Raw genomic sequence first — 14,605 nt, 5'->3', positions numbered from 1 at the left:
AAGCATAATTATGAGATGGTTCAAATATTGCAAATTCCTTATGGTCTGCTGCTTGATAGCAGTGTTCAGCGGGTGCGAGGAAGATGACGATTACCGGGGATACATGCTTTCGGGGCGTTGGTTCGGGGATTTGGGAATGATGGTGGACGGTCAACCGGCTATTGGTTCCGACTTGGAATTTATTCCCCAGGATTATGGAGGCTATACCCGGGGATATGGTTACGAAACGGATTACTATCACGGTTGGCGTGGCCGGGTGGAAATCGTAGAGCACTACTTTACCTGGATGGTAAGAGACGGCATTATCTATCTTCGCTTTGATAATCCGGAACTTGATTGCAACATCCGTGATTACAGTTTGTCCCCCGATTATTTCAAGGGTTATATGGATGGGGTGTATTCTTCCACATGGTTCACGTTACGTAACTATGAGCGTTATTGGAATGACTATGGATATTGGAGTGCGGGATATTCTTACGGTAACGGTGCCGATGTCCGGAGTGACAGCGTGCAAGTCTATAAGAAGGTTCCGAAATGTGTGAGAACTGTAAATGTAGATTCTCTCATGCAAGGCAACAAGTGATTTTAATTTGTTCAGAAAGCAAAGCGTGGAAGTCTGGGGAGAGGCTTCCGCGCTTTTATTTTATTTCAAGGGAAACGTGTGTATCATCCGTCCGTACGGTTCGGAACGTTTTCCTTATCCTTGCAATTTGGCCATGAATTTCTTGCGGTCTACTATAAAGCGAAGATGTTCTCCTTCTCCGATGGTTCCTGTCTCATCCTCTGCCACGACCTTGAAAGTCAGTTTGCGTCCTTCAATTCCGGTTAGTACGGCCGTGGCCGTAATGGTCTTACCCAAAGCCGTAGGTTTGAGGTGAGAGGAACTGATATGTCCTCCTACGGTTGTCATGCCTTCGTCCAAAGCCTCTTTTACGGCTAGCATGGCCGCATTCTCCATTAAGGCCATCATGACGGGCGTGGCCAGGACTTCCAAGTCTCCGCTACCTGCCTGGATAGCCAGATGTTTGTTTTCGACGGTGAGTGTACTGGTGTGTGTCAATCCTATTTCCATTTGTTTTTGCTGTTTGATAATGACAGGGCAAAAATACGAATTTAAAATAAAATCCGGGGTGTGTTGTTGCGGAAAAGTGGAAGGACGGGAGCGATAAAACCGATTACAGGCGAATGAAGAACCTGTATCCTCATCCACCTGTAACCCATTTCTTTACTTTTAATCGAGATTTGCTTTTTCTACATTTTCTTTTTTAGTCGCACTTAGCAAGCCGTTCCGGTTTGGAAACCGCCCTTGCCGAATTGCATGGAGGTACTGGACATAAAGAAGTCCCGATTTAACTTGGATTCTTTGTGCATACCCGCCAACATTACTACAGCGAAAAGTACCAAAAGTACTGCTGCCATAAGTATTACGGCAAACAGCATAATACCCATTGTCATCATAATCTTTTTACCTTTTTAATTAAACAATCTTTTTTACCTTTCAAAACCTCAACCTTAGAGAGTTCTTTTAATCTTAGTAATAACCTTTTTTCTTCTTATGACACTGCAAAGTTATAACCAAAAAGGCCGAAGGTCAAGACTTTGCCGCCTATATTTGAAGAATAAGGGGAAATAATTGACGTATATCAAGAAATTATATCCCGTTTGTTGCTTTATGGTTACAAAGAAGGTTGGAATGACAGTGATTGCTGACAAAATGGCATGAAAATAGGGAAAAACCGGTTTCAACGTACTTTATTGCGATGGTAATGCGGGCTGACATAAAGGTTGAAAAACAGCATGGAAGCCACGCAAAGTATGCTGCCGAACAGATAGACGGCGTCGAAGGCATATTGCTGTGCGATGTAACCGCCCGTGGAGATGCCCAGACCGATGCCTATGTCCCATGAAGTCAGATAAGTACTGGTGGCGGTTCCCCGTTGGTTGTTAGGGGCGAGGTTGACATACAGTGTGTTGTAGGCCGGGAACATCACACCGAACCCGATGCCCAACATGAAGGGTACGAGGTAGAATATGAAAGAACACCATGCTTCGCTGTAAGCAATGACCGTAGAGCAGCAGGATAGCAGGAAGAATGCCGCAATGACTACATAAAAACCATACGAGATAGTCTGGGTGATGTATCCGCGGTCCACGAACTTTCCGGCGAAGATACGGCTGATGCCCATCCCCACGGCCATGAGGGTGAAAAAGAAACCAGTGGGTACGTGAAGCCCTATTTCGCGGGCATAAACGGCCACATAATTGGTTGTCGCCCCATAGGGAATGGAAAGCAGGAGCAAGGCGATGCCGGCGGGAATGCCTTTCAGCAGGATGAAGCGGTCGAGCGAAACCGGCGGACGTTTGACCGGGATCTTCTTCGGTGTCTTGACGGAAACGGCTGCCAGGAAGCCGAGGACACAGGTAAGCAGTCCGATGCTGAAGATATGTTCATAGCTTAAATGGGAATCATGCAGGAACAGGCCCGTCATCGGTCCGATGCTCATGGCCACGTTGTTGGTGAGTCCGTAATACCCGAGGGCTTCTCCCCGGCTGTTGGAAGGCGTGATGTCGATGACTAGCGTGTTGCCGCCTACGGTAACCGTGCCGAATGCCACGCCGTGGACGGCACGCAAGAGAATGAATACGGTCAAGAAGCTTGTCAGGACATAACCGGCAAAAATGGCCGTAAACAGCAGATAGGCCATGATGTAGATGGGCTTTCGGGCAAACCCGTCGTACAGGTATCCCATGAAGGGGCGCGTGCACAAGGCCGATACAGTGTAGCAACTCAGGATGGTACCGACGGCCGCCTCGCCGCAAGAGAAAGTTTCCTTCAGGTAGAAAGGCAAGACAGGAACAAGCAGCCAAAATCCGAAATAAAGTAGGAAATTGGCTGCAAGTATACAGATGAAGCTGCGTGTGACTAACCTGTCTTCCACGTGCTTTTAATTGGCGGACTTGAACTCTTCCAGGAAACGGGTGTCGTTTTCCGAGAACATGCGCAAATCCTTCACCTGGTATTTCAGATTGGTGATACGTTCGATGCCCATGCCGAAGGCATATCCTGTATAGACGCTGCTGTCTATGCCGTTGGCTTCGAGCACGGCCGGGTCTACCATGCCGCATCCGAGAATTTCCACCCATCCGGTGTGCTTGCAGAAAGAACAGCCCTTTCCGCCGCAAATGTTGCAACTGATGTCCATTTCGGCAGAAGGTTCCGTGAAAGGGAAATAAGACGGGCGGAGACGTATTTTCGTGTCTTTGCCGAACATTTCCTGCGCGAAGAGCAACAAGACTTGTTTCAAATCGGTGAACGACACGTTTTTATCAATATATAGTCCTTCGACTTGGTGGAAGAAGCAATGTGCACGGGCTGAAATGGCCTCATTACGGTACACGCGTCCCGGGCAAATCACACGGATGGGTGGTTGTTGGCTTTCCATGACGCGGGCCTGTACCGAGGATGTATGCGAACGGAGCACGATGTCCGGACGGGCCTCTACGAAGAAGGTGTCTTGCATGTCCCGGGCAGGATGGTCGTCGGCGAAGTTCATCGACGAATACACGTGCCAGTCGTCCTCGATTTCAGGTCCTTCGGCCAGTGTGAAGCCAAGGCGCGAAAAGATATCCACAATCTCATTCTTCACGATGGTGAGCGGATGGCGCGTGCCCAACGATACGGGATAGGCCGTGCGGGTCAGGTCTAATTCGTCGGTGCCGCAGTCTTGCGTGTCCACGGCCTCCTTCAAAGCCGCAATTTTTTCCTGGGCTTTGGCCTTCAGGTCGTTCAGTTTCATTCCCACCTCTTTCTTCATTTCGGCAGGGACATTCCGGAAGTCCGCCATCAGGGCGTTCAGGCTTCCTTTCTTGCTCAAGTATTTGATGCGCAACGCTTCTACTTCTTCAAGATTTGAGGCTTGCAGCTTCTCGACTTCTTCCAGAAGTTCTTGGATTTTTGCTATCATAATCTTCTAAGATATTGTTCGCTTTAAAAAACTTTGCAAAGGTAATCAATTATCCCCAAAAACTTGCCGTTGTTGAAAATAAAAAGTGTACTTTTGCATGATTTTAGAGAGGATTTTATCCTGTGTTAGTATGAGGGAAAATGTAGTATGGTGCATGGCGTTGGCAGCTGTGTTGGCGGCGTGCAACGGGAAAAGGGCTGCTTCGGAAGTGGACTATGCAGCCGACTCGGTTTTTGAGTCCTCGTTCGGTCCGTCGGATTCATTCAATGCTTCTTCTGCCTCGTTGGACGAGGAATTGCCCAAAAGGGCTGATGAACTTTTTGATGATTTTATTTTTGAGTTCGCCCGTCTTAAAAAAGTCCGGCTCGAACGTGTCGAATTTCCATTGCTTTCGGTTGTGCGGGGAGACACGGTATGGCTCACGGAGGAACAATGGAAATATGAATCGCTTTTCATGGACCAGGATTATTATACCGTGTTTTATAACGACGAGGAACAGATGGATTTGGAAAAGCGCACGGATTTGGACAAAGTGGACGTGGAACAAATCCATTTGGAAAAACGGTGGGTCAAGACATGCCGTTTCCAACGGCTGAAAGGGGAATGGCGGTTGACGCAGGAGAGCATACGTGATTTCACGGCTGCCGAACCCTTGGATAAGTTCATGGATTTCTACAGGAGATTTGTGTCGGATGCCGCCTTTCAGCAAAGAAGCGTGTCGAATCCTTTGCGCTATGTCACGACAGACCCCGATGATGATTTCAATACGATAGAAGGCACGTTGGACTACGATCAGTGGGATGCCTTCAAGCCCCAGTTGCCGGACGGGGTCATTACCAATATCCGTTACGGCCAGACGTATGACAATCCGGACGGGATGATTCTGGTGAAGGCCGGAATCTCCAACGGGCTGATGGATATCCTCGACTTCAGGAAGAAAGACGGGGAGTGGAAACTGGTTTCGTACGAAAATTAAACCGCTTTATGGCAAGAATAGAATATAATTATCCGTTACTTTCCCATAACACGTTCGGCATCGAAGCGCATGCAGACCGTTTTGTCGCATACGACAGCGTAGAAGACCTGCGGCAAGTCGTGCGCCGCCTCCGGGCGGATTGTCCTGACGCGCCGGTGTTGCATATCGGCGGCGGGAGCAACCTTTTATTCCTGTCCGATTTCAAGGGCGTGGTGCTGCATTCCGCCATTGGCGGAATCGAGTGTGAGGAACGGCCGGACGGGATACGGCTTCGTGTGGGGGCGGCCATCGTGTGGGACGATTTGGTGGCCTACTGCGTGGAGCACGGGTTCTACGGCCTAGAGAACCTTTCGTTCATACCGGGCGAAGTGGGTGCCTCTGCCGTGCAGAACATCGGGGCATACGGTGCGGAAGCCAAAGATGTAATTACGGCGGTGGAGGCCGTCGGCTTACGGGACGGCGAAGTCCGGATGTTCGATGTTTCGGAATGCGGTTATGCTTATCGGAAAAGTATTTTTAAGGAAGAGTGGCGCGGACGTTACGCGGTGACGCATGTGCATTTCCGGTTGTCGTCCACGTTCCGCCCGAATCTGGATTACGGGGGGATACGTGAGGCTTTGAGTGCCGGGGGCATTCGTCCTGAGGAGGTCACGGCACAGGATTTGCGCCGCGTAGTGATTGCCATACGCAAGGCCAAGCTTCCAGACCCGAAAGTGCAGGGGAATGCAGGCAGCTTTTTCATGAATCCCGTGGTTTCGCGTGAGGTCTATGAGGCGATAAAAGGGGATTACCCCGACGTGCCCCGCTATGAGGTGGACGCGGAACGGGTGAAGATACCGGCCGGATGGCTCATCGAGCGGTGCGGTTGGAAAGGGCGGTCGCTCGGACGGGCGGCGGTGCACGACCGGCAGGCATTGGTGTTGGTGAACAAGGGCGGCGCGACGGGGCGCGACATACTGGCGTTGTGCGAAGCCATCCGTGCGGACGTGCTGTCCCGCTTCGGCATATCCATCACCCCGGAAGTAAATATTATAGGAGGGTGCGCATGAAAATCACGTTTTTGGGTACGGGGACGAGTACGGGAGTGCCGCAAATCGGTTGCTCGTGCAAGGTGTGCCGCAGTACGGATGCCCGTGACAAACGTTTGCGGACTTCCGTATTGGTGGAGACGGAGCAGACGAGAATCCTGTTGGACTGCGGCCCGGACTTCCGCCAACAAATCCTGCCGTTGGATTTCCGTCGTATAGACGCCGTGTTGCTTACCCACGAACATTACGACCATGTGGGAGGGATAGACGACCTGCGCCCTTTCGGCGTGTTCGGCGACGTGCAGCTTTATGCGTCGGAGCGTACGGGCGGGCAGTTGCGCCAGAGCCTGCCTTATTGTTTTGTGGAGCATAAATATCCCGGCGTGCCCCAGCTCCGGCTTCATGCCGTCCGTCCGCACGAAGCCTTCCGGGTGGGGGAATTGCAGGTCACTCCCATAGAAGTGATGCATGCCCGGCTGCCCATATTGGGCTACCGTGTGGGGCGCATGGCTTATATTACAGACATGAAAACGATAGCGGACTGCGAGTTGGATTACCTTCAAGGGGTGGATTTGCTCGTCCTGAACGGTCTTCGCCACGAGCCTCATTATTCCCACCAGACGATAGAGGAAGCTTGCGCGTTTGCCCGCCGCTTATGTGTGCCGCGCACTTACCTCATCCACATGGGGCACCATATCGACTTGCATGCCGTGGAGGATGCCCGCTTGCCCGAAGGCGTACGGATGGCTTACGACGGCTTGGTGGTGGATGTGGAAGGGGAGTGATTAGCGACAGGATTTTATAAAAGGATGTTCAAAGTCTGCCATTTTGGCAGACTTTTATTGTTTTTAGGCGCTAAAAAAACGGGAAAAAGGTTGTTCTGGAGAGAAAAAACGCTTCAAAATGAATTTTTATACGGTTTTTATGCTGTTTTTCGGCGTAAGTTTCTCCGCTTTTCTGCGCCAAACGAAAAATCGTTCGGCTGAAAGCGATTTTTCGTTTGGCGCAGATTGATTTTCGGAGGAGCCTCAAATGGCATAAAAACGGGTTGTGACGGGAAGGAAAGCCTCATTTTTCAGTTTTGTTTTTTCTATTTGCTTCTTTTTTCCATACAGGATTTCCTGACCCGAGGAAAGTGATTTTTGCTTTTTACTGACCGCTTGTCTTCTGTCATGAGGATAGGGGCTTTGGTGTCGTGCCGGTTTGTCCGAAAGAAGCGTAGAATGCTTTCTTTATGTCAAAGTCTCCATTCATGAGAATCCCGTATTTCCGTCCGGTGAGCCGAAAGGGTGGAAATACGGGATTCTTAAGGATTCAGACTGCCATTTTGGCAGGTATTTATCCGGTTTATAAATGAACTTGTTAGAAATTCTATGATAGGCCGTAGGCGGATTGGTAGTATATGGTGGGTAGATAAAGTGTTATTGGTGTATTTCTAAGAATTTGTATCCATTGAAATGGATTAGATGTTCGGGATTTTCTGCTATCCAAACTTCCGTTTCCCATGCAATATCCATAACCCATTTCTTGAAATCTTTTTTTGTGAGGAAAGCCGTAATGAATACAGTGTTTGCATGGCATTCTTTTAACTGCCGTTTCAGCTTCCTTATCCTGATTTCGCTCATGGGACCGGCACTATGCACGGCTTCTATGAGGAATAATAGTTTTTTGTTTGTGCTATAAGCTACTATATCCGGTAGTTCTTCATGTTCCAAAGCAAAGACACCCAACTGTTTTAATTCTTCTTCAGCCCGAAATAGAAACTTGTCTGCCGTGTCACCTACATATAGGACTTGTGCACCGAATCCGAATATGGGCAGGAACGATTCAATGATTGATTTTTGCAATTCATTATGCTCCCTAGGTGACAATATGACTTTTTTTCCTGAGGGCAATGTGACAGGAATGCGCTCCAAGTTTTTCTTTTGTGCTAATTCATCTTGCAGTTTCCGGTTTTCAAGCTGAAACGATTTAAGTTCTTTTTCCCATGAGGAAGTGTCGTAAACTTTTAACAGTTGGACAAAATGAGGACTTAAAGCATATCCGCGCATTGGATTGTTGGTGGCCTGCTTGTCTATGGAAGATGAATTTAAAACAATACCTGCTTCTACAAGTAGTACCAGATCCTTTCTGCGTATGTCATCGTATGAACCTGACGATATGTTTTCGCCATAATGTTGGTTCATGAATGAAATAAGGTCACGTGTCTTTGAGAATATACCGCTGTCGGAGGAAGTGGCTTCGGAAAAAGTTGTTTGGATTTTACCTACGGCAAGGCAGGCTTCCGCCATTCTTTCCAAACGTCTGTCTGTTTTTCCGGACAATGGGACTCCTATTTGCGCCAATATGTCAAGAATGGAGAATATCAGCTTCCTGATTTCTTTGGTTTTCTTTCCTGTAAGTTCAATTTTCATGATATCCTTAAAATAGGGGTTGGAACATCTTGTTTAAAGAGGTTATTTCCATTGCGTTTCTTTCGCACAAATGATAAGTTTCTTTCATTGCCATTGCCAATTTGTAAGCCAATAAGGGAGGTACTGCATTTCCTATTTGGGTGAACTGCTGTGTTTCGTTGCCAATGAACTCAAACCAGTCGGGGAAACTTTGCAGCCGGGCTGCTTCACGATAAAAGATGCGCCGTCTTCGCCCGTCTGGCAACCTGACCCGTTGCATGTCACTTGTAGCCCCTGCCAGATTTCGGCATGTGATGGTTCGTGCCGGGCGGTCGGGATAGAGGTCGCGTGGGTTGACACAACAAGAGGCTTTTTCATATTTAGCAATGTATTCATCTTGTGTGGGGGTAAGGAAGCGGCTGCCCTCCGGGGCCGTGTACATGGTGTCTCCTATGGCTTCACCTACGGTAACTTTGCGCTTTTCCCTTATGGGGAAACTAAAACGCGACTTATGACCTACGACAAAGATTCGTTCTCTGTTTTGCGGAACACCGTAGTCAACCGCATTCATGCATTTTACTTCTAACAAATATCCCAATTTCCTTAATTCGGATAAAATCAGTTCCAAATACCATTTATGGGAATACATTAGGTTACGGACATTCTCAAAAAGGAATAATTTGGGTTTGATACGTCTGACTGCATCAATGAAAATGGGAAATCCGTCCCTTGCATCTTCCATTCCTTTTTGGTTGCCACGAACGCTGAAAGGTTGACATGGCGGTCCCCCGATGATGATATCTGCTTTGGGATACGGGAAGCCTATTTCCAACGTTTGTGTATGGCATATTCCTTTTAAATTCAAGTTATAGGTTTCCGCCGCAGTTTTGACGCATTCGTAGCCTATGGTGTTAAACCCTGCAGCTTCAAAGCCTAAGGAAAGTCCCCCACAACCGGCAAACAAGTCCAACACGTCAGGTGTCTCTGTAATACAAGGGATAAGTTTATGATTGATTTCGTCTACGTACATTGTACTGATTTGTCTGATAGTATTGTTTTGTTTCTCTTTGCAAAGGTACGCCAATTATTCGAATGTTTGTGTCCGATGAGATAGAAAAGTCGTTAGGAACAGGATGAAGCATCACATAGTTGCGTTCGTCCGCGTTTGCTGTAGGAAACGGCGGCAGAAGAGTGCCCCGGCCAACGTCAATGCCACAGGGAAAGCCATCCATATTCCAGCCGGCCCTCCATGGAACGTAAAGCCCAATAGATAGCTCAGCGGCAGGGAAATGACAATGTAGCACAGGAAAGCGTAACGCATGAGCGGGCGTACGTCGGCAATGCCTCTTAGTGAATTGGCAAAATTGATTTGCAGGCCGTCACCGAATTGGTATAATACGAACGGGATGACCAGGCTGACGACAATATGCCGGATGTCCGTGTCGTCGGTGAAGAAAGCGCAGATGTCTGTGATGAAAGTGCTGATGGTGATAGCCAGTGCCAGTCCGGTGGCCAGAATCATCAGGTAACCGGTGAAGGAACTGCGGCGCACGTTCCTGGTGTCGTTTACCCCATGGAAATGGCTGACCCGTATGGCTACGGCTGCCCCGATGCCATAATAAACCATGAAGCAGGTGGAACCGACGCTCGTCATGATTTGATGGGCGGCGAGGGGAGCGGTACCAATCCAACCTTGCATTACGGCACATAAAGAAAATGAGGCTGTCTCCATACCCATTTGCAGTCCGAGCGGTTGGCCCAGTTTATGCAGCAAACGGCGCATGTCGGTGGTTGCGCCTTTGGCTTGGAAGCCGGAGTGATATTTTTTATACTTTTCGTTCGAGATGAATATGCCGTAAATGGCCATCAGCATGAGGATGCGTGACAGGGTGGTTGAGATGCCGGCACCCAACAGCCCGAGTTGCGGGAAGGGGCCTATGCCGTAAATCAACAGGTAGTTTCCCACGATGTTGAACAAGTTGGCACTGATCATAATCCACATCGGCGTACGGGTGTTGCCGATACTGTCGAAGAATTGCTTGAAAGCATTGAAAAGGGATTGGATGGGTATGGAAAGCGCGACGACGATGTAGTACGGCCGGATTTCGGGGAGAAGCTCTTCGGGTTGTCCCATGTGCCCCAAGAAAAAGTAGAGCGTCCCCATCAGCAGGAACAGTACCATGCCCAGTGCGCCGTTGACTTGAAGTCCGGCTTTCAATGCCTTGCCGGCATTTTCGAATTCCCCCCGGGCGTGCATTGGACCTATGACCGGAGTGATGGCGTAAGAATAACCTAAGGCAAAAATCAACACCAACACCATGATGTTGTTGACGAAGCCTGCGGCGGCCAATGAGTGTGCACTGAAACGACCCACCATGATGGTGTCGGCCAGTCCTTGTATGATGGTACCTAACTGCCCTACAATGATGGGGATGCCTAATGTGGCCAAGGCACGAATGTGCCTGCCGTACGTGATAGCCTGATCGGATGCTTGCATAAGTCGTGATTTTAGGCCGCAAAGTTACGATTTATCAGGCTTATGTGCAAACGATTCTTCCGCTCTGTTTCAGAAAGCCTTGCGGTAGAACCGTGTGCGTGGAGCGGTCCGGTAGTCCATCCACGAACAGGCGTGCCATCCGAACAGACGCATTTCGTACCAAAGGAAAGACAGGTGGTAGGGGCGTTCTCCCAACGCACGTGCCGAACGGTTGAACCATACGGTTTTCCATACGCAGAGGAGGATAAACAATAGGGATATGATGGCCGTGGCCGCCCATTGATGCTGCCATACGCTCCATCCGAGGGACAGGGCCGTGGCACAATAGAATAAAGGTACGACGGCTTGTTTCAAGTTGAACGTCAGTCGATAACGCCATGTTTTCTTGAAATGTCTCCGGGTTTCCATATAGAAAGTGCGCTTGAGTCTCCATTGTTTTCCGGATGTCATGTCCTCACACTCCACTTTGCTGTCCGGATGTAGGGAAACGGCGGTATTTCCGACACAGCTGTGGCGGTTGACCAACAATTCCGTCACCCCACCGATAAGGTTGATGTCGTCGGCAAATCCTTTATGAGCCATGAACAGGCTTTTGCGATAGGCTATATTGGCCGGATTACAACGGTAGGCCTTATGTCGTGTGGCCCAAGGCAAGTATTGCATCTGGTGGAAGAGGTTGAAGAAAATAGTTTTACGGGAAAGCAAGCGCTTGTCCGGCATATAGTTGGCATATCCCAATACGATTTGTATGCCGTCGTGGAAATGTCCGGCCATAGTGGAGAGCCAATGAGGAGAACACGGACGGCTGTCCGGTTCGGTCAGCAGCAGCCATTCGTATTGTGCGGCCTTGATACCGATGGTCAGCGACAGGCGTTTATGGCTGATATGGCGTGCACCGGACGGGGTGAAGGTATGATGCAGGTTGGCGTATTTCAGTTCCAGGGTTTTCAGTACGTCTTCCGTGTCGTCGGTCGATGCGTTATTCACGACGATAACTTCGAAACGCTCATATTCCTGTTCCAGTATCCGGGGAAGGTTGCTGCGTAACGCGTCGGCTTGGTTGTGCGTGGCGATGACGACGGAAATGGCCTCTTTCGGGCGACTGTCCGAGGATTGCGCCTCCGTTTCTTGCTGTTCTACCATGCGTGCCGTCCGCTTATAGGAACGGGCGGTACAGAAATGTGCTGCCCACGTCAGTGCGAAACCGGCGTAGGCAGCATTTTCCAAAAGGAAAGTTATGAGTGGATACATTATACGAAATCTTCAGTAGTATATCCGGCCGGCAATTCGCGGCAGTTATATCTTGAAGCCATGATCTCACCGTAAGCCCCGGCTGAACGCAGAGCCAAAAGGTCGCCGCGATGGCAACGGTTGAGGTCGAATGCCTTGACAAATACATCGCTCGACTCGCAGATAGGGCCTACAACGTCGTAGGTTTCCTTGCGCTCGTCGCTGCTCAGGTTCTCAATGGAATGGAAAGCCTGGTAGAGGGCAGGGCGGATGAGGTCTGTCATGCCTGCGTCTACGATGGCAAACTGCTTGTATGTGGCTTGTTTGACATAGAGTACACGTGTAATCAGGCTGCCACACTGCCCCACGACGGCCCGTCCCAGTTCGAAATGGAGCTGTTGGTCCGGTCGCAGATTCAGATGCTTGCGGTAGGTTTGGAAATAGTCTGCAAAATGGGGAACCGGCACTTCGTTCGGATGTTGGTAGTCGATGCCCAATCCGCCACCCACGTTGATGTTCTTCACCGTAATGTGGTGGCGTTCCAACCGGTCTTGCAGTTCGTTGACGCGGTTGCACAATGCCACGAAATCTCCCATTTCAAGTATCTGTGAACCGATATGGAAATGCAGCCCGACGAACTCCACATGTTTTAACGATGCAGCGATTTCTATGACCTTTTCCATGTCGGCCATGGCTATGCCGAATTTGTTTTCGGCCAGTCCGGTCGTGATATTGGCATGGGTATGCGCCCCTACGTCTGGATTGATGCGGAATGAGATGCGGGCGATTTTGTCTTTTTCGCCGGCCAACTGGTTGATGACTTCCAGTTCCGGTAAGCTTTCCACGTTGAAGTATGCGATACCGGCATCCAGTCCTACATTGATTTCCCAATCGCTTTTTCCTACGCCGGCAAACACGATTTTATCCGCCGGGAATCCGGCATCCAGACAGGCCTTGATTTCTCCGCCGCTTACGCAGTCGGCTCCGAATCCTGCCGCACAGATGATGCGCAGCAGTTTGCGGTTGGCATTGGCTTTTACGGCATAATGTACATGATAATTATCGTTTTTGCCTGTTTCTGACTTGATGGTATCCAGTGTTTTGCGGAGCAGCTCCGTGTCATAATAATAAAACGGAGTTCTTACCGTATTGAATTTTTCTATCGGAAATGAACCTTTCATATCCTCATATTAATTGTTGAACAACGTGTCGCTGAGTGCCTGAAGCGCACTTTTCTTGTCTTCTTCGTTAATCAGGAATGAGATGTTATGGTTGCTTCCACCGTATGAAATCATTTGTACGGGGATGTCTTTTAGTGCGTTCGCTGCCATACTTTCAAAGCCGAGATTTTCTTGGGACAAGTCGCCTACCACACAGATGATACACATCTTTTCTTTGACTGTTACCGTACCGTATTTCATCAGGTCGGCTACGATGTCTTTGAGGTAGGAGGTGTTGTCGATGGTGATGGAAACTCCTACTTCAGATGTACTCACCATGTCGATGCTTGTTTTGTAGCTTTCGAAGATTTCAAACACTTTGCGTAAGAAACCGTAAGCCAACAACATGCGGCTAGAATGGATTTGTATGGAGGTTATATTGTCTTTGGCTGCTACTGCTTTGATTTTTCCTTTTTGGAAATCATTATTAATTGTGGTTCCTGGTGCCGATGGGTCCATGGTGTTCAGCAAGCGTACGGGTACTCCGGCGAATTTAGCCGGTTGGATGCAGGTCGGATGCAGGATTTTGGCTCCGAAATAAGCCAGTTCCGCCGCTTCTTCGAAATGAAGTTGACGTACGGGCTTCGTTTTGTCTACGATGCGCGGGTCGTTGTTGTGCATGCCGTCGATGTCCGTCCATATCTGGATTTCCTCACTCTTTATCGCAGCCCCGATGAGGCAGGCCGTATAGTCCGAACCGCCACGTTGCAAGTTGTCCACCTCGCCGTATGCGTTACGGCAGATGAAGCCTTGTGTGATGTAAATCTGGTATCCGGGGTTGGCAGCCAACAATTCGTTGATTTTCTCTTTGATGTAATTGAAATCCGGTTCGGAATTTTTGTCCGTACGCATAAAATCGAGTGCCGACAACAGGATAGTCTTTACACCACATTCCTTTAGGTAATTTGTCACCATGTTGGTACTGATGACTTCTCCTTGGGCCAGGACGACTTTTTCTTCGAACGAAGTGAACAGGATTTTAGTGAAACTTCTCAAATAGTCGAACTCATCTTTCAAAAAGTCCAATGTTTTCTGTTTGTATTCTTCCGTGGCATACAATTCATCTACATGTTGGCGGTATTTTTGTTCCAACTGGTTGAGGACGTTATTGGCACCTTCCGGATTCTTCTTATAAAGGTAATCGGATATTTCGACTAACGTATTCGTTGTACCGGACATGGCGGAAAGCACAATCATGTTGGGCGTGCCGTCCTGCGTAATCAACCGACATACATCTTTCATCCTTTGTGCGGAACCCACAGATGTTCCGCCGAACTTCATTACTTTCATATCGAA

The 14,605-nt window shown here is 49.0% G+C and carries 14 protein-coding genes; 4 read left to right on the top strand and 10 right to left on the bottom strand.

Translation table 11 applies throughout. From position 1 onward, the window contains the following. Positions 1-10 precede the first annotated feature (10 nt). Positions 11-583: a hypothetical protein gene (locus tag E0E47_RS04390; protein WP_130893004.1), complete on the top strand. Its 573-nt coding sequence runs from the start codon at positions 11-13 to the stop codon at positions 581-583. A gap of 114 nt (positions 584-697) precedes the next feature. Here the strand turns inward: E0E47_RS04390 and E0E47_RS04385 are convergent, their stop codons facing one another. From E0E47_RS04385 to pheS, 4 genes are all read right to left on the bottom strand, one after another. Beyond that, the gene (locus E0E47_RS04385; protein WP_008627423.1) at positions 698-1,072 is read right to left on the bottom strand and encodes a thioesterase family protein; all 375 of its coding nucleotides are present in this window, start codon (positions 1,070-1,072) and stop codon (positions 698-700) included. A gap of 203 nt (positions 1,073-1,275) precedes the next feature. Then, positions 1,276-1,458, bottom strand: a complete 183-nt coding sequence (locus E0E47_RS04380; RefSeq protein WP_008622266.1) for a hypothetical protein — start codon at positions 1,456-1,458, stop codon at positions 1,276-1,278. A gap of 284 nt (positions 1,459-1,742) precedes the next feature. Continuing rightward, entirely contained in the window at positions 1,743-2,939 is a 1,197-nt protein-coding gene (locus tag E0E47_RS04375) for an MFS transporter (protein ID WP_172604650.1), read from the bottom strand. 6 nt (positions 2,940-2,945) lie between these two features. After that, positions 2,946-3,965, bottom strand: a complete 1,020-nt coding sequence (gene pheS, locus E0E47_RS04370; RefSeq protein WP_008627427.1) for a phenylalanine--tRNA ligase subunit alpha — start codon at positions 3,963-3,965, stop codon at positions 2,946-2,948. 130 nt (positions 3,966-4,095) lie between these two features. Here pheS and E0E47_RS04365 point away from each other — a divergent pair, with 130 nt between their 5' ends. From E0E47_RS04365 to E0E47_RS04355, 3 genes are read left to right on the top strand one after another with little or no spacing between them, the layout of a single operon-like run. Then, a complete protein-coding gene (locus tag E0E47_RS04365; protein WP_130893003.1) occupies positions 4,096-4,941 on the top strand; it encodes a DUF4348 domain-containing protein in 846 nt (281 codons plus the stop codon). An 8-nt stretch (positions 4,942-4,949) separates the two neighbouring features. After that, positions 4,950-5,990: a UDP-N-acetylmuramate dehydrogenase gene (gene murB / locus E0E47_RS04360; RefSeq protein WP_130893002.1), complete on the top strand. Its 1,041-nt coding sequence runs from the start codon at positions 4,950-4,952 to the stop codon at positions 5,988-5,990. Further along, positions 5,987-6,754, top strand: coding sequence for an MBL fold metallo-hydrolase (locus E0E47_RS04355; protein ID WP_130893001.1), 768 nt, complete (start codon positions 5,987-5,989; stop codon positions 6,752-6,754). Before murB ends, E0E47_RS04355 begins: the two co-directional genes overlap by 4 nt. Before the next feature lie 636 nt (positions 6,755-7,390). On the opposite strand, the gene E0E47_RS04345 is transcribed toward E0E47_RS04355, so the two are convergent. The 6 genes from E0E47_RS04345 to E0E47_RS04320 all read right to left on the bottom strand — a co-directional run bounded on the left by E0E47_RS04345 (position 7,391) and on the right by E0E47_RS04320 (position 14,599). Beyond that, positions 7,391-8,383 (bottom strand): BsuBI/PstI family type II restriction endonuclease, encoded by a 993-nt coding sequence (locus E0E47_RS04345; RefSeq protein ID WP_130893000.1) that lies wholly within the window; start codon positions 8,381-8,383, stop codon positions 7,391-7,393. A 7-nt stretch (positions 8,384-8,390) separates the two neighbouring features. Then, a complete protein-coding gene (locus E0E47_RS04340; RefSeq protein ID WP_130892999.1) occupies positions 8,391-9,392 on the bottom strand; it encodes a DNA cytosine methyltransferase in 1,002 nt (333 codons plus the stop codon). A 111-nt stretch (positions 9,393-9,503) separates the two neighbouring features. Then, complete coding sequence (locus E0E47_RS04335; protein WP_130892998.1) at positions 9,504-10,859, bottom strand: MATE family efflux transporter; 1,356 nt, start codon at positions 10,857-10,859, stop codon at positions 9,504-9,506. A gap of 69 nt (positions 10,860-10,928) precedes the next feature. Then, positions 10,929-12,110, bottom strand: coding sequence for a glycosyltransferase (locus tag E0E47_RS04330; RefSeq protein WP_130892997.1), 1,182 nt, complete (start codon positions 12,108-12,110; stop codon positions 10,929-10,931). Continuing rightward, positions 12,110-13,270, bottom strand: coding sequence for a diaminopimelate decarboxylase (gene lysA, locus E0E47_RS04325; protein ID WP_130892996.1), 1,161 nt, complete (start codon positions 13,268-13,270; stop codon positions 12,110-12,112). Before lysA ends, E0E47_RS04330 begins: the two co-directional genes overlap by 1 nt. A 9-nt stretch (positions 13,271-13,279) precedes the next feature. Continuing rightward, entirely contained in the window at positions 13,280-14,599 is a 1,320-nt protein-coding gene (locus tag E0E47_RS04320) for an aspartate kinase (RefSeq protein ID WP_130892995.1), read from the bottom strand. Positions 14,600-14,605: the final 6 nt, after the last annotated feature.

Source organism: Paraprevotella xylaniphila YIT 11841 (assembly GCF_900683745.1).
GTDB classification, from domain to species: domain Bacteria; phylum Bacteroidota; class Bacteroidia; order Bacteroidales; family Bacteroidaceae; genus Paraprevotella; species Paraprevotella xylaniphila.
Note: the sequence above shows the minus strand (reverse complement) of the source record. Positions and strands in the feature narration are given on the sequence as shown.

Bases quoted from the DNA above. Each gene is read 5' to 3' on its own strand.
- E0E47_RS04390 (WP_130893004.1), top strand. From the start codon at position 11: ATGAGATGGTTCAAATATTGCAAATTCCTTATGGTCTGCTGCTTGATA.
- E0E47_RS04385 (WP_008627423.1), bottom strand. From the start codon at position 1,072: ATGGAAATAGGATTGACACACACCAGTACACTCACCGTCGAAAACAAA.
- E0E47_RS04380 (WP_008622266.1), bottom strand. From the start codon at position 1,458: ATGATGACAATGGGTATTATGCTGTTTGCCGTAATACTTATGGCAGCA.
- pheS (WP_008627427.1), bottom strand. From the start codon at position 3,965: ATGATAGCAAAAATCCAAGAACTTCTGGAAGAAGTCGAGAAGCTGCAA.
- E0E47_RS04365 (WP_130893003.1), top strand. From the start codon at position 4,096: ATGAGGGAAAATGTAGTATGGTGCATGGCGTTGGCAGCTGTGTTGGCG.
- murB (WP_130893002.1), top strand. From the start codon at position 4,950: ATGGCAAGAATAGAATATAATTATCCGTTACTTTCCCATAACACGTTC.
- E0E47_RS04355 (WP_130893001.1), top strand. From the start codon at position 5,987: ATGAAAATCACGTTTTTGGGTACGGGGACGAGTACGGGAGTGCCGCAA.
- E0E47_RS04345 (WP_130893000.1), bottom strand. From the start codon at position 8,383: ATGAAAATTGAACTTACAGGAAAGAAAACCAAAGAAATCAGGAAGCTG.
- E0E47_RS04340 (WP_130892999.1), bottom strand. From the start codon at position 9,392: ATGTACGTAGACGAAATCAATCATAAACTTATCCCTTGTATTACAGAG.
- E0E47_RS04335 (WP_130892998.1), bottom strand. From the start codon at position 10,859: ATGCAAGCATCCGATCAGGCTATCACGTACGGCAGGCACATTCGTGCC.
- E0E47_RS04330 (WP_130892997.1), bottom strand. From the start codon at position 12,110: ATGTATCCACTCATAACTTTCCTTTTGGAAAATGCTGCCTACGCCGGT.
- lysA (WP_130892996.1), bottom strand. From the start codon at position 13,270: ATGAAAGGTTCATTTCCGATAGAAAAATTCAATACGGTAAGAACTCCG.
- E0E47_RS04320 (WP_130892995.1), bottom strand. From the start codon at position 14,599: ATGAAAGTAATGAAGTTCGGCGGAACATCTGTGGGTTCCGCACAAAGG.